Origin of the sequence: Streptomyces sp. NPDC002054, from assembly GCF_040296685.1 — a bacterium.
In the GTDB taxonomy this organism is placed as follows: Bacteria; Actinomycetota; Actinomycetes; order Streptomycetales; family Streptomycetaceae; genus Streptomyces.
Window position 1 is genome coordinate 1 of record NZ_JBEOXT010000051.1, and the last position, 22723, is coordinate 22723.

Here is a 22723-nt window from a genome sequence, read left to right on the forward strand (position 1 = left end):
GGGGGGGGGGGGGGGGGTTGTGGGGGGCCCCCCCCGCCCCCCCCCGCCCCCGCCCCCCCCGCCCCCCCCCCCCCCCGCCCCCCCCCCCCCCACGACACTGGGACTGACGGGCAGCCCCCGGACACCACCTGACACCGCCCAAGAGAAAACCCCCAACCCCCCGGCCCCGCCCCCCCCCTGCTACCTTCCCGCGCATGGGTTCAAGCCGAGCACTCATATACGACAGGACGTTTCGGGAACGCGCGAGGACCAGACGGGTGTGGGGGCTCGGACTCCTCGCCGTCGCCGCGGTGGTCTGGCTGTGGGTGGTGCACCAGCTGGTGGCGCCCTTCACCGTGGAGCGTTCCTCCGGCCGTGAGCTCGAATGCGCGTCCCGCGTGTTCTACGACGCCGGCGAAGCCGGCCAGAAGCGTTTCTACTCCGACGTCGAAGGCACCCTCTGCGCCGCCGAGCGCGACACGGCCGATCTGCTCGCCCTGGTCGTGCTCTCGCTCCCCTTCGCCGCAGTCGGCACCACCCTCTACGCCTCGGGCGCCACCTCGGCCCGCCTGAGCGAACACACCGCCGAACTGGCCCGCCTCGAAGCGCTCCCCGCCACGACAGACTGACACCAGCCCCGCCCGGGTCAGTCTTCGGCCGGGCAGGAGCGTGTTCCGGTCGGGAGGTCGCCGTCGATCAGGAACGCGTTCACCCGGCCGCGTACGCAGGCCGAACTCGCGTAGCCGGTGTGGCCGTCGCCCTTGTAGTCCAGGACCTCCGCCGAGCCGAGCAGACGGGCGGTCTCCTCCGTCCACTGGTACGGGGTGGCCGGGTCACCGCGGGTGCCTACCAGCAGCATGCGTGGGGCGCCGGGCCGGTCGATCTTCCGGATGAAGTCGGTGCCGGGCGGGCGGCCGTAGCAGGAGAGCACGGTCATCAGCTGGCTCGGGCCGAAGATCGGTGAGGCCTTGCGGAATTCGCTCTTCAGGGCCTCGATCTGCTTCTCCACGGCCTCCGGGCTCGCCCTGTCGTTGCCGCGGTCCGGGTCGTCGGCGCAGTTGACGGCGACCAGGGCGGCCTCCCCGTTGTCCTCCGGCACCGGATCGGATCCGTCCGTGTCCTCGCCGTCCTCGTCGGGCTCGGGGCTGGTGCCGACCTCCAGCAGGCCGGCCGGGTCGTCCTGCCGCTCGGCCATGCGGAGGCCGCGGGCCAGGGCCGGCCATTGGGCGGTGGAGTAGAGGCCGGTGGAGATCGCGCCGACCGTGTCCTGGCCGGTGAAGGACGAGCCGTCGTGGCCGGTCAGCGGAGACCGGTCGAGCCGGGTCACCAGGGCGCTGACCTTTTCCTTCGCGGTGCGGGTGTTGGTCCCGTACACGCAGTCCGCCTGGCGGGCGCACCAGGACAGGAAGTTGTCCAGGGCCTGCTGCTGGCCCTTGGCGGAGACCAGGGCCTGCTGGGTGAGCGACTCGCTGAGGGTGTCGACCCCGTCGAGGGCCATCCGGCCGGTCCGGTGGGGGAACTGGGCGGCGTAGGCGGCACCGAGCCGGGTGCCGTACGAGAAGCCGAGGTAGTCGAGCCGGTCCTCGCCGAGGGCCTGGCGGATCAGATCCATGTCGCGGGCGACGTGGACGGTGCCGATGTACGGGAGGACCGGGCCGGAGTGCTGCGCGCAGCGTTTGGCCACGTCGCGCAGGGCGGCCAGCTGGGAGGCGGCGTCGTCCGGGACGGGCGGTCCGGCGCGGAGCGCGCCGCCGCAGCTGACCGGGGCGCTGTGGCCGACCCCGCGGGGGTCGAAGACGACCAGGTCGTAGGCCTCGCCGAGGTCGGCGAACTCGCGGTGGACGGAGGCGAGGGTGGCGATGCCGGGGGCGCCGGGGCCGCCGAAGTTGAGGAGGAGCGAGCCGCGGCGCTGCGGGCCGGTGGCGGGGATCCGGGCGAGGGCGAGCTCGACGGTTCCGTTGGCCGGGGCGGCGTGGTCGAGGGGCACGGTGAGGGTGCCGCACTCCAGCCCCCGCGGCACCGGCCGCTCCGGGCAGTCCCCGCTCCAGCGAATGCCGGGGCCGGGGTCGGGGGCTGCTATGGCCGGTCCGGCCGCGAGCGAGCCAACGGCCAGCGCTCCGGCCAGCGCGAGAGCCGCCGCCCGGCGGTGGGTAGCTGAGCGGGAACGGTCCACGCGGCACCCTCCTCAGGCTGCCCCTGCCGGCCCCAGGCGGGCCTCGACCCAGCCCGGCACGTCCACGGACCCGGCTCCGGCCGGCCCATGACCGGCACCCCGGCGCGCCCGGCCCGGCAGGGCCGTGGGCCCAGAGGCCCGGCCCGGCACGTCCACGGGCCCACGGGCCCGGTCCGGCGGGCCCGCAGGCCGGGCTCGCCTTGGGCCGGATGGTGGATTCGGGTCCTCGGACCACCATAGGCGGGGGGCTGGGGGGCGGCTCGTCGATCAGACCGCCTGGGCCGGTCGCCCGGTCGACGGGACCGGGCCCCAGGGCCCGTCTTTCGGACCACGCCGGATCCCGATCCGGCGTGGTCCAGCCGGTCCAGCCGGTCCAGCCGGTCCGGCCCGGCCCGGTCCGGCCGGGTCAGGTCCGGGCCGGCCCGATCAGGTCGCCGCCCCGTCGCGAGCCGGGCCTACGCCTCCTGCCTGCGGTACAGCTCCTCTATCTCCTTCGCGTAGTCGCGGGCGATGGCTGCCCGCCGGAGTTTGAGGGACGGGGTGAGGTGGCCGCGGGCCTCGGTGAAGTCGCCCGGGAGAACGGCGAACCGCCGGATCGATTCCGCGCGTGAGACCAGCGTGTTCGCCTCGTCCACCGCGCGCTGGAGGTCGGCGCGGAGTTCCTCGTCGTGGACGAGGTCGCCGAGCGGGACCCGCTGTTTCTTGTGCATCTGCCGCCAGTGCGCGAGCCCGTCCGGCTCCAGGGTGATGAGCGCGGTGACGTACGGCCGGTTGTCCCCGACGACCAGGCACTGGCCGACCAGCGGGTGCGCGCGCAGCCAGTCCTCCAGGGGGGCCGGGGCGACGTTCTTGCCGCCCGAGGTGATGATCAGGTCCTTCTTCCGGCCGGTGATGGTGAGGTAGCCGTCGGCGTCGAGTTCGCCGATGTCGCCGGTGGCGAACCAGTGCCCCTGGGGCATCGGCGCCGGGTCGTTCCAGTACCCGGCGAACACATGCCGCCCGTACAGCAGCACCTCGCCGTCCTCGGCGATCCGTACCGCGCTGCCGGGCAGCGGCCAGCCGACGGTGCCGAGCCGGGGCCGCTGTGGCGGGGTGACCGTGGTGGCGCCGGTGGTCTCCGTCAGGCCGTAGCCCTCGAAGACCTCGATCCCGGCCCCGGTGTAGAACGCGGCCAGCCGCCGGCCGAGCGGGGAGCCGCCGCTGATCACGTACCGGACCCGGCCGCCGAGTGCCGCCCGGATCCGGCGGTAGACCAGCGGGTCGTACAGGGCCCGGGCGGCCCGCGCCCCGAGGCCCGCGGAGGCGCTCCCGCCCTCCGCTGCCTCGCCGATGCGCCGGGCGATCCGGGCGGCCCGGTCGAAGGAGGCGGCCCGGCCCATCTTCTCGGCGGTGGCGCGGGCGGTGTTGTAGACCTTCTCCAGGACGTACGGGATGGCGAGCAGGAAGGTCGGCCGGAACCCGGCGAGGTCGGCCAGCAGGTCCTCGGTCGCGATGCTGGGCGCATGGCCGAGCTTCACCCGGGCCCGCAGGCAGCCGACGGCCACCATCCGCCCGAAGACGTGCGAGAGGGGCAGGAAGAGCAGGGTGGAGGCGGGGTCCTTGCTGACGGACTTGAAGACGGGGTGCAGCAGCTCGACGGCGTTGTCGACCTCGGCGAAGAAGTTGCCGTGGGTGAGGACGCAGCCCTTGGGCCGGCCGGTGGTGCCGGAGGTGTAGACGAGGGTGGCGACGGACTCGGGCGTGCGGCTCCGCCGGCGTTCGTGCACCAGTACGTCGGGCAGCCGGGCCCCGGCCTTCACCAGCCGGGCGATGGCCCCGGTGTCGAACTCCCACAGGTGGACGAGGCCGGGCAGGTTGCCGCGTTCGGCGCTGATGATCCGCGCCTGCACCTTCTCCTCCACGGCGCAGGCCACGGCGCCGGAGTCCTGGATGATCCAGCGTGCCTGGAGGGCGGAGGAGGTGGGGTAGATGGGTACGGTCACCAGCCCGGCGGCCCAGCCGGCGAAGTCGAGCAGGGTCCACTCGTAGGAGGTACGGGCCATGATGGCGAGCCGGTCGCCGGGCTGCAGGCCCTCGGCGATCAGCCCCTTGGCGACGGCGATGACCTCGGCGGCGAACTCGGCGGCGGTGACGTCCTGCCAGCTCCCGTCCGGCTGCTTCCGGGCGAGCACGGCCTCGTGCGGGGCCCGTTCGGCGTTCTCGAAGGGGATGTCCCCGAGCGACCCGGTCATCGGCACCGAGGCCAATGCGGGCACGACCACCTCCCGCACCACCCCGCCCTCGACGGTCTTGGTGGGCTCCACCAGCTGCTGACCGGCTGCTGTCACGGCGTCCTCCTCGCACCCGACGTAGCGTTACCGCCGGTAATCTACGCACGGGTATTGCCGCCTGACCAGCCTTTCGACAGCCCTCGCACGCCCCCCGCACCCGCCGTGCACTCCGCGCACGCCGCGGGCACGGCCCTTGCACGCCGCACACACACCACAGCCCCCGCCCGGACGGGGGCGGGGGCTGTGGTGTGTGCGGGCCGTGCGGCTGCTCAGGCGGCCGTGGCGACCGGAACCGGGGCACGCTCGTCCAGCGGGGAGGCGGAGGCCGAGGCGTAGGCCTCCTTGTCCAGGATTCCCTCGCGGGCCGCGACCACGACCGGGACCAGGGCCTGGCCGGCCACATTGGTGGCGGTGCGAATCATGTCCAGGATCGGGTCGATCGCCATCAGCAGACCGACACCGGCCAGCGGCAGGCCCAGCGTGGACAGGGTCAGGGTCAGCATGACCGTGGCGCCGGTCAGACCCGCGGTGGCGGCCGAGCCGACCACCGAGACGAACGCGATGAGCAGGTACTCCTTGATGCCGAGCTGCACATCGAAGATGTTCGCGATGAAGATCGCGGCGAGCGCCGGGTAGATCGCGGCGCAGCCGTCCATCTTGGTGGTCGCGCCGAACGGCACGGCGAAGGAGGCGTACTCCTTCGGGACGCCGAGGCGCTCGGTGACCTTCTGGGTGACCGGCATGGTGCCGACCGAGGAGCGGGAGACGAAGGCCAGCTGGATGGCGGGCCAGGCGCCCTTGAAGAACTGGATCGGGTTGACCTTGGCGACCGTGGCGAGGAGCAGCGGGTAGACGCCGAACATCACGAGCGCCGAGCCGATGTAGACGTCGGCGGTGAAGGTCGCGTACTTGCCGATCAGGTTCCAGCCGTACGAGGCGATGGCGGTGCCGATGAGGCCGACCGTACCGATGGGGGCGAGGCGGATGACCCACCACAGGGCCTTCTGCAGCAGCTCCAGGACGGACTCGGCGACGCTCAGCACCGGCTGGGCCTTCTCGCCGAGCTGGAGGGCGGCGATGCCGGCGACGGCGGCCATGAAGACGATCTGCAGGACGTTCAGCTCGGTGAACGGCGTGATGATGTCGGTCGGCACGATGCCGGTCAGGAAGTCGATCCAGGAGCCGGTCTTCTTGGGCAGCTGGCCGTCGGCCGGGGTGAGGCCGGTGCCCGCGCCGGGGTTGGTCAGCAGGCCGATGGTGAGGCCGATACCCACCGCGATCAGCGAAGTGATCATGAACCACAGCAGGGTCTGGCCGGCCAGCCGGGCGGCGTTGTTCACCTTCCGCAGGTTGGTGATCGACACCAGGATCGCGAAGAAGACGAGCGGGGCGACGGCCAGCTTCAGCAGCTGGACGAAGATGTCGCCGACCTGCTCCAGGGTGGTCTTCAGCCAGCTGATGTCCTGGCTGCGGGCGAGCCAGCCGAGCAGCACACCGAGGGCGAGACCGGCGACGATCTGGGCCCAGAAGGGGAACTTGAAGGAGGAGAAGGGGGAGAAGGAGGACTTGGGGGGCGTGGTCGCTGTCGCGGACACGGGCACACTCCGGGGGTGACGCACAGGAAAGCGGAAGGTTCTGCGGGTTGGCGATGCGGTGCGGCAGCCAGGAAGGCCCGGCCGGGACCGCTGCTGGACGGACTACGAACAGCAACAGGCCGCGGACACGCGGCGGCAGAGATCGACGTGCAGGCGCACCACGAGCGGGATGCTCGCGGCCTTGGGGGGCGCAACTGTCGTCAACATGTTTAAGACGCTAACACTTACCCTTTGAGAATCTCAAAGGCTTACTTTGAGCCGCGGACGCGCCGATGCCCCGCAGAAACGCCGCCGCCCCAGCGCTGGGGCGGTAAACCCGGCGCTGGGGCGGTTCAGTGCGTGATGAAGCTAACTAGGAGCCGGCGCGGGCGGCGTCGTCGGCCGCGTCCTCCTGGGTGCGGTTCGCGGCAAGCCGCTCCTTCGCGCCCGCGACCCGGCCGGCGATCTGCACGCCCATGTCCTCTCGCTGCTTGCGGAGCAGTACGAAGGACAGCGGCGCGGACAGCACCAGCGCGAGCAGCACCACCCAGGCGAGGTTGGCGTCGCCGAGCCCGGCGGGCACCCACCGGAGCCGGACGAGGGTGAAGACGACGAGGAAGCAGCCGGCGAAGATGCCCAGCCGCATCGCGGTGTACCGAATGGCTGCGTTCGACTTGCCGGTCACTGTGACCCCTTGTCTCTACGTCGGTCGTGCCCGTCCAGTGAAGCACGACCGGGGCGGCGGCCACGGCCCAGGGCCCCCGGGAGGGGTCAGTACAGCGGCAGCAGCATGGTGATGTCGTCGCGGTCGTCGCCCGGTGCCACCCGGATCGCGTCCGGGACCCGGCCGACCTCCTTGTAGCCGCAGGCCGCGTAGAAGTGCTCCAGGCCCAGGCCACCGCGGCAGCAGAGGCGGATCGCCTCGATGCCGTCGATCGTGCGGGCCGCGTCCGCCACCGCGGCCATCAGCGCGCGGCCGGCCCCGCTGCCCTGACAGCGGGGGTGAACCATCACCGTGTACGCCCACAGCCAGTGCGTCATCAGGCGATGGGAGTTGAGGGTGAGGAAGGCGGTGGCGGCGACCCGGCCGGTCCCGTCCCGGCCGAGCACCAGGCGGGCGCTGCCGTCGGCGACCTGGGCCAGCTGCTTGATCAGCTGCGGACGGATGTCGTCCCGGACCACCGGCGGGACGAAGCCGACGGCACCGCCGGCGTTGCTGACGTCCGTCCAGAGGTCGAGGATGCCCTCGTGCAGGGCGGCGTCGATCGACGGATCCAGCGTGAAGGTAAGGGACATGGGCGGAGAGTATCCATTACCTCCGCCGGTGCGCCAGCACAAAACGCCCCGGTCCGGGGTGCGGACCAGGGCGCTCGGGGGCGGCTGTGCCTCAGACGCGCATCGGCTGCGGCGACTCCCGCAGCGAGGCGTCCGGCCCCGGGTACTCGCGGATGATCTCGTACCGCGTGTTCCGCTCGACCGGGCGGAAGCCGGCCTCGCGGATCAGCTCCAGGAGGTCGTCCCGGGTGAGCTTGTTCGGGGTGCCGTAGTTGTCGGCGTCGTGCGTGATCTTGTACTCGACCACCGAGCCGTCCATGTCGTCCGCACCGTGCTGCAGCGCCAGCTGGGCGGTCTGCACTCCGTGCATCACCCAGAACACCTTGACGTGCTGCACGTTGTCGAACAGCAGCCGGGAGACGGCGAAGGTCTTCAGGGCCTCCGCGCCGGTGGCCATCGTCGTCCGCGCCTGGAGCTGGTTGCGGACCTTGCCGTCCTGCATGTCCACGAAGTCGTGCTGGTAGCGCAGCGGGATGAAGACCTGGAAGCCGCCCGTCTCGTCCTGGAGCTCGCGCAGCCGCAGTACGTGGTCCACGCGGTGGCGCGGCTCCTCGATGTGGCCGTAGAGCATCGTGCACGGGGTCTTGAGACCCTTCTCGTGCGCGAGGCGGTGGATCCGGGACCAGTCCTCCCAGTGCGTGCGGTGGTCGACGATGTGCTGCCGGACCTCCCAGTCGAAGATCTCCGCGCCGCCGCCGGTCAGCGACTCCAGGCCCGCCTCGATCAGCTCGTCCAGGATCTCGGACGCCGAGAGGCCGGAGATGGTCTCGAAGTGGTGGATCTCGGTGGCGGTGAAGGCCTTCAGCGAGACGTTCGGCAGCGCCTTCTTCAGCTCCGAGAGGGAGCGCGGGTAGTAGCGCCACGGCAGGTTCGGGTGCAGGCCGTTGACGATGTGCAGCTCGGTGAGGTTCTCGTTCTCCATGGCCTTGGCCAGGCGGACGGCCTCCTCGATGCGCATCGTGTACGCGTCCTTCTCGCCCGGCTTGCGCTGGAACGAGCAGTACGCGCAGGACGCGGTGCACACGTTCGTCATGTTGAGGTGACGGTTGACGTTGAAACGGACGAGATCGCCGTTCTTCCGCGTCCGCACCTCGTGGGCGAGGCCACCGAGCCAGGCCAGATCGTCCGACTCGTAGAGGGCGATGCCGTCCTCACGGGTCAGCCGCTCGCCGGAGCGGACCTTCTCCTCCAGCTCGCGCTTGAGCCCAGCGTCCATGTACCGGTCGCCTCCTGTCGTGTGTGCCGTCCTGCAACCCAGCCCCACCGTACTCTCAGCGCTCCTCCGGCAGGTCCCCGACCCGGTTCTCCCACTTGGTGGAGAGCACGATGGTGGTGCGGGTCCGGGAGACGCCCTTGGTGCCGGACAGCTTGCGGATGATCTTCTCCAGGCCGTCCACGTCGCTGGCGCGCACCTTGAGCATGAAGGAGTCGTCGCCGGCGATGAACCAGCAGTCCTCGATCTCGGCGAGGTCCCGCAGCCGGCGCGCCACGTCCTCGTGGTCGGCGGCGTCGGAGAGCGAGATGCCGATGAGCGCCGTGACGCCCAGGCCCAGCGAGGCCGAGTCGACGGTCGCGCGGTAGCCGGTGATCACACCGGCCGTTTCCAGCCGGTTGATCCGGTCGGTGACGCTGGGGCCGGAGAGCCCCACGAGCCGGCCCAGCTCGGCGTATGAGGCACGTCCGTTCTCCCGGAGTGCCTGGATGAGCTGCCTATCCACCGCGTCCATGTATCTGGAGCCTTCCATTATTCGGCGATCACGCAAGTTTACGTATAGAATCAAAGGCACACAGGGTCGACACCCTGTGAATCTTTCAACAGATCAATGACGATCTTCAGGAGTGGTTCACCGTGTACACGATCGAGATGGCCTACGCCCAGATGCGACAGCTTCAGGAGCAGGCCAACCGATCCCGTGCCCACCAGCACCTCGTTGCCGCGCAGCGCGCCGAGAAGGACGCCAAGCCGCGCAACGCCAAGAAGCGCTAACCCCGAGGCCGGGAGGCACCGATCTCCCCCTCCCAACGGCGGTACAGCCGGTGCGGCACCCCTGCCGCATCCAGCACCCGCCCCGCGACGAAGTCCACAAGATCCTGGATGTGCGTCGCACCCGCATAGAACGCCGGAGAGGCGGGCAGCACCACGGCGCCCGCCTCGTCCAGCGCCACCAGAGCCTTGAGCGTCTGACCGCTCAGCGGGGTCTCCCGCACCGCGACCACCAGCCGGCGCCGCTCCTTGAGCATCACGCTCGCCGCCCGCTGCAGCAGGTCCTTCGACAGCCCCAGCGCCACCCCCGCCACACAGGCGGTACTGGCCGGAACGATCAGCATCCCCTTGGCCGGGTACGAGCCCGAGCTCGGCCCGGCGGCGAAGTCCCCCGCGCCCCAGTACCGCACCCCGTCCAGCGGCAGGTCCCCGAACGTGCCGGGTTTCCCGTCGGCACCCCGGTCCAGCCACACGGCGAGGTCCTCGCGCCAGTGGGCGTCCCGGAAGGCGATACCGGTCTCGTCCAGCAGGGTGAGCCGGGACGCCCGGCTGACCACCAGGTCCACGCTCTCCCCGGCCGCGAGCAGCCCGCGCAGCACGGCCGCGGCGTACGGCGTCCCCGACGCCCCGGAAACCCCTACCACCCAGGGGGTGCGCTTGCCGTCAGTCATGGTTCCGAGCCTATCCGGCCACCGCGGCCGGGCACTCGCCAAGGTGTGCCGTACGTTCCCGCTGTACGACGCCGGCACAGGACGCGGCACAGGGGGCCGAAATGAGCGCAGGGACGACACCACCCATGACCGATTCCGACCGGGCCAGGATCGCCGGCTTCCTCATGCTGGGCTGGGTGGCCCTGCTGTGGCTGCTCGAAACGGTCAACGCGGCCACCGGCTATGCACTGCACGCGTACGGGATCACCGCGCGGGAGGTCGACGACCTGCCCTCGGTGCTGACCGCCCCGTTCGTCCACTTCGGCTGGGACCACGTCGCCGCCAACAGCATCCCGCTGCTGGTCCTCGGCTTCCTCACCGCGCTCGGCGGCATACGCCGCTTCCTGCTGGTCTGCGCGGTGATCATCGTCGCGGACGGCCTGGGGGTGTGGCTGCTCTCCCCGTCCGACAGCATCACGGCGGGCGCCTCCGGCCTGGTCTTCGGCCTGTTCGGCTACCTGGTGGTCCGCGGCTTCGTGGAACGCCGCCCGACCGGAATCATCGTGGGCCTGCTGGTCGCCGCCGTCTGGGGCGGCACCATCCTGGCCGGGCTGGGCCCGGGCGACTCGGGCGTCAGCTGGCAGGGCCACCTGATCGGCCTGATCGCGGGCGCGGCGACGGCCCTCCTGCTCCCGAAGGCCCCGGCGGGCCGCGCCGGGGTGTACGGGTAGCAGGGGCGGCAGCAGCTACAGCGTGAGGCCCCGCACCGCGAGGTCCAGCAGGGCGCACCCGAAGAGCGCGATCCCGATGAAACCATTGACCGTGAAGAACGCCCTGTTCAGGCGGGAGAGGTCGTGCGGGCGGACGATGGTGTGCTCGTAGACGAAGGCCGCCGCCACGATGGCCAGGCCCGACCAGAACAGCGCGCCCGCGTCCGTGGCCAGGGCGTACCAGACCAGCAGGGCCATGGTCACGGCATGGCAGGCGCGGGCGCCCCACAGGGCCGCCGGGACCCCGAAGCGGGCCGGCACCGACTTCACGCCCTCGGCGCGGTCGGCCGCCACGTCCTGGCAGGCGAAGATCAGGTCGAAGCCGCCGATCCACACGCCGACCGCCAGGCCCAGGATCACCGCGTCCCAGGACCAGGCCCCGGTCACCGCCAGCCAGGCCCCGACCGGGCCCATGGCCTGGGCCAGGCCCAGGATGGCGTGCGGGTAGTTCGTGAACCGCTTGCCGTACGGGTAGACCACCATCGGGACCACCGCGACCGGCGCCAGCACCAGGCACAGCGGGTTCAGCAGGGCGGCGGCCCCGAGGAACACCGCCAGCGCGACCCCGGCCCCGGTCCAGGCGGACCGTACCGACACCGCACCCGTCACCAGCTCGCGGCCGGCGGTGCGCGGGTTCCGCGCGTCGATCTCCCGGTCGATGATCCGGTTGGCGGCCATGGCGAAGGTCCGCAGGCCCACCATGCAGACGGTGACCAGCAGCAGCTCCACCCAGTGGATGCTCCGGTCCACCGTGAACATGGCGGTGAGGGCGGCGATATAGGCGAAGGGCAGCGCGAAGATCGAGTGCTCGATCATCACCAGCCGCAGGAAGGCCTTGACCTTGCCGGGGGCCTGCGGTGCTGCGGGGCCGGGGTCGACGACCTCGTCGGCGGTGGTCATCACGCCACGCTCCGGTGGAACACCGCGACGTCCTCGCGCAGTTCCGCAACCGGCAGCGTGCCGAGCTCCACGTCCAGCGGGCCGCCCTCCGCGCCGGCCGGCGGGACCACCCTGACGGCCAGCGACACCCGGTCGTCCCCGGCGGGGTCGACGGAGACCACGAGGATGCCGTCGCCCAGCTCCAGTTCGCTTCCCCCGCCGCCGGCCAGCGCGGCCAGCAGCTCGTCCGCGAACACCGCCGCCTCCCCGTCGGAGAGCTCCGGCAGCTCGAAGGAGCGGCCCTCCCCGTCGGTACGGTCGGCCATCACCTGCCAGACACCGGACTCCCCGGCGAACTCCTCGGGGGTGACCCCGGCCTGCTCGGCCGCGAGCCGCAGCCCCGGGTCGTTCACGTCGAGCTCGGGGCGGACCAGCGCCACGCAGGGGGTGTCCGCGCCGAGGAACAGGGCGGGACCGCCCACTCCGATGGGGCTCACAGGCCGTACTCCTTCCAACGGCGGTCCACCAGGGCCGCGGTCGCCGGGTCGGACTCCACCATGTCGGGCCAGCCGCCGTCGCGGGTGTAGCCCTCCTCGGGGAGCTTCTTGGTCGCGTCGATGCCCGCCTTGCCACCCCAGAACTGCTGGTAGGAGGCGTGGTCCAGATGGTCCACCGGCCCCTCGACCACGGTCAGGTCGCGGGAGTAGTCGGTGTTGCCCAGCGCCCGCCAGGACACCTCGTGGAGGTCGTGCACATCGCAGTCCTTGTCCACCACGATGATCAGCTTGGTCAGCGACATCATGTGCGCGCCCCAGATGGCGTGCATGACCTTCTGCGCGTGCTTGGGGTACTTCTTGTCGATCGAGACGATGGCGCAGTTGTGGAAGCCGCCGGACTCGGGCAGGTGGTAGTCCACGATGTCCGGGACGATGATCTTCAGCAGCGGGAGGAAGAAGCGTTCGGTGGCCCGGCCCAGCGGCCCGTCCTCGGTCGGCGGGCGGCCGACCACAATCGACTGGAGCAGCGGGCGCTTCCGCATCGTGATGCAGTCGATCTTCAGCGCGGGGAAGGGCTCCTGCGGCGTGTAGAAGCCGGTGTGGTCGCCGAAGGGACCCTCCGGCAGCGTCTCGCCCGGCTCCAGCCAGCCCTCGACCACCACCTCGGCGTTCGCCGGGACCTGGAGCGGGACGGTCTTGCAGTCGACCATCTCGATCCGCTTGCCCGCGACGAACCCGGCGAAGAGGTACTCGTCGATGTCACCGGGGAGCGGGGCGGTCGAGGCGTACGTGACGGCCGGCGGGCAGCCGAAGGCGATCGCGACCGGGAGCCGCTCGCCGCGCGCCGCGGCCACCGCGTAGTGGTTGCGGCTGTCCTTGTGGATCTGCCAGTGCATCCCGATGGTCCGCTTGTCGTGGCGCTGCAGCCGGTACAGGCCGAGGTTGCGGACGCCCGTCTCCGGGTGCTTGGTGTGGGTGAGTCCCAGGTTGAAGAAGGAGCCGCCGTCCTTGGGCCAGGTGAACAGCGCGGGCAGCCGGTCGAGGTCCACGTCCTCGCCGGTCAGCACGACCTCCTGGACGGGCGCGGCATCGCCCTTCACCTTCTTCGGCGGCACGTGCACCATCGAGCCGAGCTTGCCGAAGGCCTCGCGAACGCCGATGAAGCCCTGCGGGAGTTCGGGCTTGAGCAGCCCGCCGATCTTCTCGCTGATCTCCCCGTACGACTTCAGGCCCAGGGCCTTCAGCAGCCGCCGGTCGGTGCCGAAGACGTTCATCGCCAGGGGCATGTCCGAGCCCTTGACGTTCTCGAAGAGCAGGGCCGGCCCGCCGGCTTTGTTCACTCTGTCGACGATCTCCCCGACCTCGAGGTACGGGTCGACTTCGGCCTTGATGCGCTTGAGGTCGCCCTCCCGCTCCAGAGCCCGGAGCAGCGAGCGGAGATCGTCGTAAGCCATAGGGGCAAGTATCCGCCACGGACTACCCTGGAAGCGTCACCGGGGCCCGTCGCGGCCCGCCACCACACTCTGGGGGTCGGTCCCACACCGTGCTGCGCTATCTGCCGTTTCTGCTGATCATCGGGCTCACCGTGTTCGCCTTCATCGACTGCTTGAACACGCCCGAGGAAGAGGTCAAGCACCTGCCCAAGGTGGTGTGGGTGATCATCATCCTGCTGTTCTCGATCGTGGGTCCGGTGGTGTGGCTGTTCGCCGGCAAGAAGCGCGCGCCCGCAGGCAGCGGCCCCGGCGGCCGGCGCGGCCAGTGGGTTGCGCCGGACGACAACCCGGAGTTCCTCAACCGCCTCCGCGAGGAACAGGACCGCAAGCAGCAGGACCGAGACGAGGACAAGGGCGGCTCCTAAGGCCGCGGCGCAGTGGCCCGCGGCGCAGTGGTCCGGGGCGCTGAGTCCCGTCCCGCGACGCGTTCGGCGGCGCGCGCGAAGGCCCGTACCGCCCCGGTGGTGTCGGCGGCCCGCCAGATCAGGCCGTAGCCCACCGGCGGGGTGTCCTCGACAGGCAGGTAGACCACGCCCGGGCGGGCGTAGTACGTGGCCGTGTGCGCCGCCGTCAGCAGTGCGCCCCGGTCCGCCGCGACCATCATCAGCGCCTCCGCCATGTTGGTGACCTCGGGTCCGCGCCCGATCGGGCGGCCGTCCGGGGTGCGGGCCGGGGTCTGCCGTTCGCGCCGGTACGGCGGCAGGTCACCGGCGATGGACAGCAGCGGTACGCCGGCCAGGTCCTCCGGGGTCAGCGCGGCGCGGTCGGCCAGCGGGTGGCCGGCTGCGACGGCCAGCACCCGGCCCTCGGTGAGCAGTTCGGGCCCCTCGCCGAGGTCGGCCTCGCGCACCGGGAACTCGGCGAAGGCGATGTCGAACTCGCCCTTGCGGAGCTGTCCGTACGGGTCGGTGAGCGGGAGTTCGCAGACCTCCACGGCCAGGTTCGGGTGGCTGGCGCGGAGCGCTTGGGCGGTCTTGAGGACGAGGTCCCCGGCGGGCGGGGTGGAGAAGCCGACGTGGAGCACGCCGTCGGCGGCCCGGGCGGTGGCCGCGGCGGTGGCCCGGGCCTTGGCCAGCGCGGTCTCGATGCCGCGGTGGTGGGGTTCGAGGTCCTCGCGGAGCTGCCGACCGAGGGCGGTGAGGGCGACGCTGCGGCTGGTGCGCAGGAAGAGGGGCGCGCCGACCCGCCGCTCCAGGCGCTGGGTCAGCTGGCTGACCCGGGCGCGGGACAGCAGCATCCGCTCGGCGGTGCGGCCGAAGTGCAGTTCCTCGGCCAGGATCAGGAAGCACTCCAGTTCATCGCGATCGGTAAGCATGGCTGAACGAACGTTGCTTTCTTCGGCGTTGTTCCCATGGGGCGGGCGGACGAGGGTTGGTTGAGCCGGCAACCAATCCCTACGTCAGCTGAGGAATCCCATGGACCACACGTTTCGCGGACGCCAGTGGGGCGTCCTGCTCGTCCTGTGCGGCGCGATCTTCCTGGAGGGCATCGACGTCGCGATGCTGAATGTGGCCCTGCCGTCGATCCGGGCGGATCTGGGCCTGTCCACGGGCGAGCTCCAGTGGGTGATGAGCGCCTACGTCCTCGGCTACGGCGGCTTCATGCTGCTGGGCGGGCGGGCCGCCGACCTGTTCGGGCGGCGGCAGATGTTCACCGGCTGGCTGGCCGTCTTCCTGCTCTTCTCCGGACTCGGCGGGCTGGCCACCGAGGGCTGGATGCTGATCACCGCCCGCTTCGTGACCGGGGTGGCCGCGGCCTTCATGACCCCGGCCGGCCTGTCGATCATCACCACCGGGTTCCCGGAGGGACCGCAGCGGGACAAGGCGCTGCTGGTCTACTCGGGCACGGCGGCCGGCGGGTTCTCCATCGGCCTGGTCGTCGGCGGACTGCTGACCTCGGCGGGCTGGCGCTGGGTGTTCTTCGCTCCGGTGGTGCTGTCCGCACTGATCCTGGCAGCCGCGCTGGCGCTCGTACCGAAGTCGGTCCGGCCACGGCGGGCGGCCGGGGAGCGGATCGACCTCGCGGGCGGCATCACCATCACGGCCGCGATCGTGCTGCTGGTGCTCGGGGTGGAGCGGGCCGCGCACGCTGCGCCTGGCTGGACCGCCGCCACGGTCGGGGCGGGGCTGGTGCTGCTGGGGGCCTTCGTGGCCGTGGAGCGCCGGGCGGCCGTGCCGCTGGTGAGGCTGTCCGTCCTGCGCTCCGGCCCGCTGCTGCGCACCAACCTGGCCGCGCTGCTCTTCGCCGGCGGCTTCTTCGGCTTCCAGTTCCTGGTCGTCCTGTACCTCCAGGAGCTGCGCGGCTGGTCCACGCTGGAGACCAGCCTCGCGATGGTGGTGATCGGCATCGACGCGGTCCTCTCCCCCACCCTGGTGCCGAAGCTGGTGGCCCGGTTCGGCAACCCCCGGCTGATCTTCGGCGGACTGCTGCTTGCGGCCCTGTCGTACGGGACCTTCCTGCCGCTGGGCGCGGACTGGACGTACCTGGCGATGCTGCCCGGCCTGGTGCTGCTGGGGCTGGCCTTCGCGCTGGTCTACGGGCCGCTGACGATCGTGGCCACGGAGGGGGTCGCGGAGGAGGACCAGGGCCTGGCCGGCGGGCTGCTCTACACCGCGTTCCAGTTCGGTGCGGCGCTGGGCCTGTCGGCGGTGACGGCGGTGTCCGCTGCCGTGCCGGGCTCGACCCTGGACGGCTACCGGGCGGGGTTGTTCGTCCCCTTCGCGGCGGTCCTGCTGGCGGCGGCGGTCAGCGCGGCCGGCCTGCGGTCCCGTCCCGGCCGGGTGGTCTCCGCGGGCGAGCCCGCGGCGGCGCAGCAGCCGGCGGAGGCCTGACCGGGTCAGCCTTGGGGGCCCGCCAGCTTCGCAAAGGGGATCTTCTCCTCATTGGACGAGATGTATGCGACCCCGTACCTTTCGCTGGGTTCTTCGTCACGGGAAAGGCGTCCTGCGGAATTCAGCGGGCCGATGTGTGCGCCGTATTCCGAAGCCTCCCCGTCCACGGTCCAATAGGACGTCACATGACGCGGCCCTCTCGTCACGTTGATGAGGTTGTTGTTGTGGCGCAGTCTCCCCCGGTAGAAAACGTGGTCGGCACAGACCTCCGGGGCACAGTCGAAGTACTGCCGCTCCTTCTTGTCCCACGAATATCGTGGCCGGGAGAATTCCACTTCATCGATCTTCCCCCGGTCCTTCCGCATGATGACGAGCTCCAGCATCGCTTCCATGGCGTCGTACGGGGCATCTTTGGGCACCTGGACGAACGTCTGCTGCGTTTTGCTGTCGCCCGGTTCGTACCACTGTCCCGGTTCGATGAAACTGCCGGTGCTGATCAGGGTGAAGTCGGTTGGCTCGACATGAAGCTCGATGTCCTCCGACCACTCCATCTCCTTCCTCCAGTCCTGCAGTTCCGTCTTTCCCGAACTGAACTCGGCCGACCGCCCCCAGGTCCAGTAAGCGCTGCCGAGAACATAGAAGGGGATGGCCCCGGTGTTCTTCATGTGAAGCGTGAGCGGCAGGTGGATCACCGGGCGTTTGGGGTCCGGAAGCGGAGTTCCGAACGTGGCCTTCACGTCCAGGAGCGGCTGGCGGGCAAAAGGCTGGTACACGGCCGAGTACGTCAGATTGGAGGCGGCCAGCACAGCCGAGACCATCACCCCCGCGGTGAAACCCCTGGGAAAGGGGATTCGCTCCCAGGCGTGTTGCCGGTAGAGCAGCCAGAGCGCCGCCAGGGACCAGCACCAGAGCGGCACGAAGACCAGGAGGTAGCGCGTGTACTCGCGTTCCTGGAGCCAGACCGCCAGGAACAGGGTGTTGGTGGCGAAGGCGACCAGGACCCCGAGCATGACCACCGAGCCCGAGTACTTCAGGTGCCGTTTGCCCCAGTGGTCGAGTGCCGCAGCAGCCGCCACCGCCTCCACCCCGCCCGCCAGGATGAACAGGAGCCCGGTGACGCGGCCCGCGAAGGTGATGCCGCCCATGGCATCCGGCATGCCGACGACCGTGAGCAGGCCTGCGGAGACCAGCAGCCCCGCGACGACGAAGACGGCGGTTGCGTACCGCCGGCCCCTGCGGTCGGGCCAGGTGGTGCTGTCGCCGCCGTTCCAGCGGACGGCCTCGCGGTCCGCGAGGTCCAGGTCCTTCGGGTAGCCGGCGCGGCACAGCAGTCTGCGCAGCCCGCGCAGCGACCAGGCGCTGCCGACCGTCGCAGCGCCGACGGTGACCTTGCGCAGGCCCCGGCCGTCGGGTGGCTGCACCACGACCAGGGGCCTCTTGTCCATGGGACCAGGCTCGGCCCCGGGCCCGGGGAGCGCACCCGGGGTTACTCGTACTGGGTGCGCAGGGCGGTCCAGCGGGTGTCGGTCCAGGCGGGCCAGTCGGCCGGGGAGCCGGACAGGTACGACTCCAGCAGGAGGAAGTGCTCGTGCCAGCCGGCCAGGCTGTCCAGGAGGTCGTCCTCGGAGCCGTGGCGGTCGTTGGTGAAGCGGATCAGGGTGGAGTCCGTACCGAGCGGCTCCAGGTGGAAGCGGAGCCGGCCGTGTTCCGCGAGCGTGTACTCCGCCACCCGTTCCACGTCCCAGGCCGTGACCCGGCCCGAGTGCACCTGTCCCGGGCCGTTCAGCCAGCGCAGGGTGACCGCCCCGTCCAGGTGCCGCTCCAGGACCTCCGCCTCCGCCAGCCAGCCGCGCAGGCCCTCCGGCGTGGTCAGGGCCTGCCAGACCGTTTCGTACGCATCGGCCAGGTGCGGCGCGAAGTGCAGCAGCCAGTGATCACCGTCGCGGCGCTCGCCGGTGCCATGTGCGATGGGCATGGCACCAGCGTCCCACTCCCGGGCGTCAGACGCCCGCGTACGAGTGCTTGCCGTTGAGCAGGATGTTCACGCCGTAGTAGTTCCAGATCCAGCAGGCGAAGGCGAACAGCGCCAGGTAGGCCGCCTTGCGGCCCTTCCAGCCCGCGGTGGCCCGCGCGTGCAGGTAGCAGGCGTACGCCACCCAGGTCACGAAGGACCAGACCTCCTTGGGGTCCCAGCCCCAGAACCGGCCCCACGCGTCGTTCGCCCAGATCGCGCCCGCGATGATCGTGAAGGTCCACAGCGGGAACACCGCCGCGTTGATCCGGTACGCGAACTTGTCCAGCGAGGCCGCCGAGGGCAGCCGCTCCAGGACCGAGGAGGCAAACCGGCCTGCGGTCCCGCCGCCCGCCAGCCGGGCCTCGTAGGAGTCCCGGAACAGGTACAGGACCGTGCCGGCGGCGCCGATGTAGAAGACCGCGCCGCAGAAGATCGCCGTGGAGACATGGATCCACAGCCAGTACGAGTCCAGGGCCGGCACCAGCTGGTCGCTGTCGGTGTACAGCCACTTCGTGGCGATGCCCAGGTCCAGCAGGACCGTGGTGACCAGGATCAGGCCGAGCCAGCGCACGTTCTTCTTCGCAGCCAGCAGGACCAGGTACGCGCCCACCGCCACCGTGGAGAAGGTGATCGAGAACTCGTACATGTTGCCCCAGGGGGCCCGCTGCACGGACAGCGCGCGGGTGACCACGCCGGCCGCCTCGATCAGGAAGGCCAGCGCGGTCAGCGAGACCGCGATCCGGCCGTACATGTCGCCCTGCTCGGTGTCACCGCCCGCGCCGGGGCCGTCTGGGACGTCCCGGCTGCCGGCCGCCGCGCGGGTGACCACCTGCGGCCGGTCCAGGACGGCCGTGCCGCCGTCCTTCGTCCGGACCTGCACCGCGGGCGCCTTCGCGGCGCCGGTCAGCGCTGCCGCCGTACGGCCGACCTTGCTGCGGCTGCCGAAGACCCACTCGGCGATGTGCGCGAGGAAGGCGAGCGTGTAGACCGCCATCGACGAATAGATCAGGTAGTTGCTGATCTCAGCCAGGTTCTCGTTGGCTGCGACTGCGAGCGGTGTCATCCACGCTCTCCTTCAACGGTTTCTTCGACAGGGTCCTCGGACGGTGCGGGCGATGCGGCCGATGCGGGCGGCGCCGTGGGCGCCCGGTCGTGCAGGGTGGCGGCCAGCTCCGCCAGTTCCTCCGGGAGCCGAGCGGACTCGCTGCGGCCGAGGCCGGCCAGCTCGACCACGGTCACCCCGTCCGGGCCGGGAGCCGCACGCACCCAGATCCGGCGGCGCTGGATGAACAGCGAGCCGGCCAGGCCGAGGACGGCGGCGACCGCGCCCGCGAGCGCGAGGCCGTTGCCGGGCTGCTGGGAGACCTGGAAGGTCGCCCAGCGCTCGATGCCCTCGAACTTCACCGAGCCGGCTCCGTCGGGCAGGGTCATGGTCTCGCCGGGCAGCAGCTTCTGCTTGAACAGCTCGCCCTTGGCGTCGGTGAACTTCTGCATCTTGCGGGTGTCGAGCTGGTACACGTTCTGCGGCAGGCCCGAGTCCACGCCCAGATAGCCGTGGTAGGCGCTGAGCGCGAGGACGGGGAAGTCCAGCGCCGGGAACTGCGAGAACATGGTGCCCTTGCCCTCGCCGGCGTACGTCGGCACGAACCAGGCGGCGAAGCCGAGCTGGGTCTTCTTGCCGTCCTTGTCGCGGTAGCCGTCGGTAACCTTGACCGCGCCGGAGGAGGTGAGGTTGGAGTCCTGCGGCAGCATCGGCACGGCGTCCTTGAAGATGACCTTGCCGTTGCGGTCGGTCACGGAGACGATCGGCGCGTAGCCGTGCCCGAGCAGGTAGATCTTGGAGCCGTCGACGTCGAGGGGCTCGTTGACCTCGATCTCGGCCTTGCGCGGGGTGCCGTCGGCCCCCTCCCGGACCGTGACGTACGCCTTGAAGTCGCGCGGGGTGCCCTTCTGCGGGCCGGTCTTCTCGAAGGTCGCGTCGAACCGGTCCAGGCTGAAGCTGAACTTCGGCAGGTCGTCGACCTCGAAGAGGCTGCCGGACTTGAAGTCGTCGTACTGGGTGAGCGTGTTCGAGAAGCCCTTGCCGCGGAGGACCAGCTTGCCGCCCTCGGACTTGAAGAGCTGGCCGGCCGCGAAGGCCACCAGCATCACGATCAGGGCGATGTGGAAGAGCAGGTTCCCGGCCTCGCGCAGGTAGCCCTTCTCCGCGGCGACCGCGTCGCCGTCGGCCTCGGTGCGGAAGCGGCGACCGCCGAGGACGGCCTTCGCGTGGGCGAGGACCTCGTCCGGGGCGGTTCCGGTGCGCCAGGTCGCGTAGGCGGGGAGCCGGTTCAGCCGCTTGGGGGCGACCGGCGGGCGACCGCGCAGCTGGCCGACGAACTGCCAGGTGCGCGGAACGATGCAGCCGATGAGCGAGATGAAGAGCAGCAGGTAGATCGCGGAGAACCAGAACGAGGTGTAGACGTCGAAGAGCTGGAGCTTCTCGGCGGCCGGCACCCAGAAGTCGTGGTCCTGCTTCCACTGGGCGACCTTCATCGGGTCGACCTGGGTCTGCGGGATCAGCGAGCCGGGGATGGAGCCCAGGGAGAGCAGGAGCAGCAGGATCAGCGCCACCCGCATGGAGGTGAGCTGGCGCCAGAACCAGCGGGCCCAGCCGATGACCCCGATACCGACGGGGCCGGAGTCCTGGCCGCCGTCCTCGACGGGCGCGGTGGACAGCTGGGCGGCGGCCTCGCGGTCGGCAGCGGCGTCCGTGCCCGTGGCCTCGCGGTCGGCGGCGTCGGCCGTGCCGGTGGTGTTGTCGGTCGTACTCATGTGATGTGACGTCCTCAGATCCCGACGGTGAAGCCGCTGGTCCAGGTCTGCATTTCCCACACGATGCTGTTCCAGATTCCTGTGACGAGCAGGATGCCGGTGACGATCAGCATGCCGCCGCCGATCCGCATCACCCAGGCGTAGTGCTTCTTGACCCAGCCGAACGCGCCGAGTGCCTTGCGGAAGGCGACGGCGGTGACGATGAACGGCAGGCCCAGGCCCAGGCAGTAGACGGCGGTCAGGCTCGCGCCCCGGACGGCGCTGGCCTCGTTCAAGGAGAGCGTCATCAGGGCGCCGAGGGTGGGGCCGGTGCAGGGAGCCCAGCCTATGCCGAAGAGGACACCCAGCACGGGCGCTCCCAGCAGACCGGCCGCGGGCTTCTTGTGGAAGCGGAACTCCCGCATCGTCAGGCCCGGGATCCAGCCCATGAAGAACAGGCCGAGCAGGATCACCAGGACGCCCATGACCCGGGAGATGCTCTCCCCGTTGGCCTGGAGGGTCCTGCCGAACTGGCCGAAGAGGGCCCCGCCGGAGACGAACACGGCGGTGAAGCCGAGGACGAAGAGCGAGGCCCCGGCGAGCAGCCGGCCGCGCCGGGCCTCGGCGAGGTCGGCGCCGCTGGCCCCGGTCACGTAGGAGAGGTAGCCGGGGACGAGCGGCAGGACGCAGGGCGAGAAGAAGGAGACCAGTCCCGCCAGCAGGGCGATGGGCATGGCCAGCATCAGGCCGCCGCTCATCACGGTCTCGTTCACGCCGGTGTCCGCGGCGAGGAGCATCACGGGGGTCACGGGGTCACTTCTCCGCGAGCAGCGGGTCGATCATCTTCCGCAGCGTCACGTCGCTGATCGCCACGAGGGTGCGGGCCGCGATCTTGCCCTCCTTGTCGATCACGATCGTGGAGGGGATCGACTGGGCGCTGAGCGTGTTCTTGGGGAACCGGAGCATCAGCCTGCCGTCGGGGTCGAAGAAGCTCGGGTAGGTGATCCCGTAGTCCTCGTCGAAGTTGAGCGCGTTCTGCTTGCTGTTGTCGCGGGTGTTGATCCCGACGAAGGCGACGGGCTTGCCGGCCGCTTCCAGTTCCTTGGAGACCTTCGCGAAGCCGGGCGCCTCCTGACGGCACGGCGGGCACCACGAGCCCCACACGTTGAGGACGATGACCTTGCCCTTGAGGGTGGCGGTGTCGAGCGTCTTGCCGTCGATGGTCTCGCCGTCCAGCGTGGGCGCCGCGACGCGATCCGCCTTGGCGACGGTGGAGACGCCGGACGGGCCGGTGACGTAGCTGCCGCCGGCCGAGCCGGCGGCGGACTTGCCGCCGTCGGTGCACGCCGTGAGGGTGAGGGCGCTCGCGAGGGTCACCGCGGTCAGCAGGATGGGGGCGCGGCCAATTCTCATGTGAAAAGTTTCGCATGGGCATATCGGGGATCTTCCGCACCCCCCGGGACATCGCTCAGCCGCTGATC

The 22723-nt window shown here is 70.9% G+C and carries 23 protein-coding genes; 5 read left to right on the plus strand and 18 right to left on the minus strand.

Annotated elements, in window-relative coordinates; genetic code table 11:
- Positions 1–257 precede the first annotated feature (257 nt).
- Positions 258–608, plus strand: a complete 351-nt coding sequence (locus ABT123_RS33410; protein WP_351321627.1) for a hypothetical protein — start codon at positions 258–260, stop codon at positions 606–608.
- A gap of 17 nt (positions 609–625) precedes the next feature.
- Here ABT123_RS33410 and ABT123_RS33415 read toward each other — a convergent pair whose 3' ends face one another.
- The 7 genes from ABT123_RS33415 to ABT123_RS33445 all read right to left on the minus strand — a co-directional run bounded on the left by ABT123_RS33415 (position 626) and on the right by ABT123_RS33445 (position 9058).
- On the minus strand, positions 626–2152 hold the full coding sequence (locus ABT123_RS33415; RefSeq protein ID WP_351321629.1) for an alpha/beta hydrolase: 1527 nt from the start codon (positions 2150–2152) through the stop codon (positions 626–628).
- Between the two features lie 455 nt (positions 2153–2607).
- Positions 2608–4479, minus strand: coding sequence for an AMP-dependent synthetase/ligase (locus ABT123_RS33420; RefSeq protein ID WP_351321631.1), 1872 nt, complete (start codon positions 4477–4479; stop codon positions 2608–2610).
- Positions 4480–4691: 212 nt separating this feature from the next.
- Positions 4692–6017, minus strand: coding sequence for a dicarboxylate/amino acid:cation symporter (locus ABT123_RS33425; RefSeq protein ID WP_351321633.1), 1326 nt, complete (start codon positions 6015–6017; stop codon positions 4692–4694).
- Between the two features lie 352 nt (positions 6018–6369).
- A complete protein-coding gene (locus ABT123_RS33430) occupies positions 6370–6681 on the minus strand; it encodes a DUF4229 domain-containing protein (RefSeq protein WP_351321635.1) in 312 nt (103 codons plus the stop codon).
- 86 nt (positions 6682–6767) lie between these two features.
- A complete protein-coding gene (locus ABT123_RS33435) occupies positions 6768–7292 on the minus strand; it encodes a GNAT family N-acetyltransferase (RefSeq protein ID WP_351321637.1) in 525 nt (174 codons plus the stop codon).
- A 91-nt stretch (positions 7293–7383) separates the two neighbouring features.
- Entirely contained in the window at positions 7384–8547 is a 1164-nt protein-coding gene (gene mqnE / locus ABT123_RS33440; RefSeq protein WP_351321639.1) for an aminofutalosine synthase MqnE, read from the minus strand.
- A 55-nt stretch (positions 8548–8602) separates the two neighbouring features.
- A complete protein-coding gene (locus ABT123_RS33445; RefSeq protein ID WP_150209141.1) occupies positions 8603–9058 on the minus strand; it encodes an Lrp/AsnC family transcriptional regulator in 456 nt (151 codons plus the stop codon).
- 122 nt (positions 9059–9180) lie between these two features.
- Between ABT123_RS33445 and ABT123_RS33450 the strand changes: the two genes are divergently transcribed.
- Entirely contained in the window at positions 9181–9318 is a 138-nt protein-coding gene (locus tag ABT123_RS33450) for a hypothetical protein (protein WP_351321712.1), read from the plus strand.
- On the opposite strand, the gene ABT123_RS33455 is transcribed toward ABT123_RS33450, so the two are convergent.
- Positions 9315–9986: a UbiX family flavin prenyltransferase gene (locus tag ABT123_RS33455; RefSeq protein ID WP_351321642.1), complete on the minus strand. Its 672-nt coding sequence runs from the start codon at positions 9984–9986 to the stop codon at positions 9315–9317. The two genes, ABT123_RS33450 and ABT123_RS33455, sit on opposite strands and share 4 nt — an antisense overlap.
- Before the next feature lie 125 nt (positions 9987–10111).
- Here ABT123_RS33455 and ABT123_RS33460 point away from each other — a divergent pair, with 125 nt between their 5' ends.
- Entirely contained in the window at positions 10112–10696 is a 585-nt protein-coding gene (locus tag ABT123_RS33460; protein WP_351321644.1) for a rhomboid family intramembrane serine protease, read from the plus strand.
- A 15-nt stretch (positions 10697–10711) separates the two neighbouring features.
- Here ABT123_RS33460 and mqnP read toward each other — a convergent pair whose 3' ends face one another.
- The 3 genes from mqnP to ABT123_RS33475 are packed head-to-tail and all read right to left on the minus strand — an operon-like array spanning position 10712 to position 13565.
- A complete protein-coding gene (gene mqnP, locus ABT123_RS33465; RefSeq protein WP_351321646.1) occupies positions 10712–11635 on the minus strand; it encodes a menaquinone biosynthesis prenyltransferase MqnP in 924 nt (307 codons plus the stop codon).
- Positions 11635–12111 carry a hypothetical protein gene (locus ABT123_RS33470; protein WP_351321648.1) on the minus strand — a complete coding sequence of 159 codons (477 nt, stop codon included), beginning with the start codon at positions 12109–12111 and terminating at the stop codon, positions 11635–11637. The genes mqnP and ABT123_RS33470 overlap by 1 nt, the downstream gene beginning before the upstream one ends.
- Positions 12108–13565 (minus strand): menaquinone biosynthesis decarboxylase, encoded by a 1458-nt coding sequence (locus ABT123_RS33475; RefSeq protein WP_351321650.1) that lies wholly within the window; start codon positions 13563–13565, stop codon positions 12108–12110. Before ABT123_RS33475 ends, ABT123_RS33470 begins: the two co-directional genes overlap by 4 nt.
- Before the next feature lie 89 nt (positions 13566–13654).
- Here ABT123_RS33475 and ABT123_RS33480 point away from each other — a divergent pair, with 89 nt between their 5' ends.
- A complete protein-coding gene (locus tag ABT123_RS33480) occupies positions 13655–13969 on the plus strand; it encodes a PLD nuclease N-terminal domain-containing protein (RefSeq protein WP_351321652.1) in 315 nt (104 codons plus the stop codon).
- On the opposite strand, the gene ABT123_RS33485 is transcribed toward ABT123_RS33480, so the two are convergent.
- Entirely contained in the window at positions 13966–14919 is a 954-nt protein-coding gene (locus ABT123_RS33485) for a LysR family transcriptional regulator (protein WP_351321654.1), read from the minus strand. The genes ABT123_RS33480 and ABT123_RS33485 overlap by 4 nt on opposite strands.
- Positions 14920–15019: 100 nt before the next feature.
- Here ABT123_RS33485 and ABT123_RS33490 point away from each other — a divergent pair, with 100 nt between their 5' ends.
- Positions 15020–16435, plus strand: a complete 1416-nt coding sequence (locus ABT123_RS33490) for an MFS transporter (protein ID WP_351321656.1) — start codon at positions 15020–15022, stop codon at positions 16433–16435.
- A 5-nt stretch (positions 16436–16440) separates the two neighbouring features.
- Here the strand turns inward: ABT123_RS33490 and ABT123_RS33495 are convergent, their stop codons facing one another.
- The 6 genes from ABT123_RS33495 to ABT123_RS33520 are packed head-to-tail and all read right to left on the minus strand — an operon-like array spanning position 16441 to position 22655.
- On the minus strand, positions 16441–17880 hold the full coding sequence (locus ABT123_RS33495; RefSeq protein WP_351321658.1) for a hypothetical protein: 1440 nt from the start codon (positions 17878–17880) through the stop codon (positions 16441–16443).
- A gap of 41 nt (positions 17881–17921) precedes the next feature.
- Positions 17922–18410 carry an SRPBCC domain-containing protein gene (locus tag ABT123_RS33500; RefSeq protein ID WP_351321660.1) on the minus strand — a complete coding sequence of 163 codons (489 nt, stop codon included), beginning with the start codon at positions 18408–18410 and terminating at the stop codon, positions 17922–17924.
- A 25-nt stretch (positions 18411–18435) separates the two neighbouring features.
- On the minus strand, positions 18436–19512 hold the full coding sequence (ccsB, locus tag ABT123_RS33505) for a c-type cytochrome biogenesis protein CcsB (protein ID WP_351321662.1): 1077 nt from the start codon (positions 19510–19512) through the stop codon (positions 18436–18438).
- Positions 19509–21263, minus strand: a complete 1755-nt coding sequence (gene resB, locus ABT123_RS33510; protein ID WP_351321664.1) for a cytochrome c biogenesis protein ResB — start codon at positions 21261–21263, stop codon at positions 19509–19511. The genes ccsB and resB overlap by 4 nt, the downstream gene beginning before the upstream one ends.
- A gap of 14 nt (positions 21264–21277) precedes the next feature.
- On the minus strand, positions 21278–22039 hold the full coding sequence (locus tag ABT123_RS33515) for a cytochrome c biogenesis CcdA family protein (RefSeq protein ID WP_351321708.1): 762 nt from the start codon (positions 22037–22039) through the stop codon (positions 21278–21280).
- Between the two features lie 16 nt (positions 22040–22055).
- Positions 22056–22655 (minus strand): TlpA family protein disulfide reductase, encoded by a 600-nt coding sequence (locus ABT123_RS33520; RefSeq protein WP_351321666.1) that lies wholly within the window; start codon positions 22653–22655, stop codon positions 22056–22058.
- Positions 22656–22723 lie beyond the last annotated feature (68 nt).

Coding starts and splice junctions, on each gene's coding strand:
- ABT123_RS33435 (WP_351321637.1), bottom strand. CDS start 7,292: ATGTCCCTTACCTTCACGCTGGATCCGTCGATCGACGCCGCCCTGCAC.
- mqnE (WP_351321639.1), bottom strand. CDS start 8,547: ATGGACGCTGGGCTCAAGCGCGAGCTGGAGGAGAAGGTCCGCTCCGGC.
- ABT123_RS33445 (WP_150209141.1), bottom strand. CDS start 9,058: ATGGACGCGGTGGATAGGCAGCTCATCCAGGCACTCCGGGAGAACGGA.
- ABT123_RS33455 (WP_351321642.1), bottom strand. CDS start 9,986: ATGACTGACGGCAAGCGCACCCCCTGGGTGGTAGGGGTTTCCGGGGCG.
- ABT123_RS33460 (WP_351321644.1), top strand. CDS start 10,112: ATGACCGATTCCGACCGGGCCAGGATCGCCGGCTTCCTCATGCTGGGC.
- mqnP (WP_351321646.1), bottom strand. CDS start 11,635: ATGACCACCGCCGACGAGGTCGTCGACCCCGGCCCCGCAGCACCGCAG.
- ABT123_RS33475 (WP_351321650.1), bottom strand. CDS start 13,565: ATGGCTTACGACGATCTCCGCTCGCTGCTCCGGGCTCTGGAGCGGGAG.
- ABT123_RS33485 (WP_351321654.1), bottom strand. CDS start 14,919: ATGCTTACCGATCGCGATGAACTGGAGTGCTTCCTGATCCTGGCCGAG.
- ABT123_RS33490 (WP_351321656.1), top strand. CDS start 15,020: ATGGACCACACGTTTCGCGGACGCCAGTGGGGCGTCCTGCTCGTCCTG.
- ABT123_RS33495 (WP_351321658.1), bottom strand. CDS start 17,880: ATGGACAAGAGGCCCCTGGTCGTGGTGCAGCCACCCGACGGCCGGGGC.
- ABT123_RS33500 (WP_351321660.1), bottom strand. CDS start 18,410: ATGCCCATCGCACATGGCACCGGCGAGCGCCGCGACGGTGATCACTGG.
- ccsB (WP_351321662.1), bottom strand. CDS start 19,512: ATGACACCGCTCGCAGTCGCAGCCAACGAGAACCTGGCTGAGATCAGC.
- resB (WP_351321664.1), bottom strand. CDS start 21,263: ATGAGTACGACCGACAACACCACCGGCACGGCCGACGCCGCCGACCGC.
- ABT123_RS33515 (WP_351321708.1), bottom strand. CDS start 22,039: ATGCTCCTCGCCGCGGACACCGGCGTGAACGAGACCGTGATGAGCGGC.
- ABT123_RS33520 (WP_351321666.1), bottom strand. CDS start 22,655: ATGAGAATTGGCCGCGCCCCCATCCTGCTGACCGCGGTGACCCTCGCG.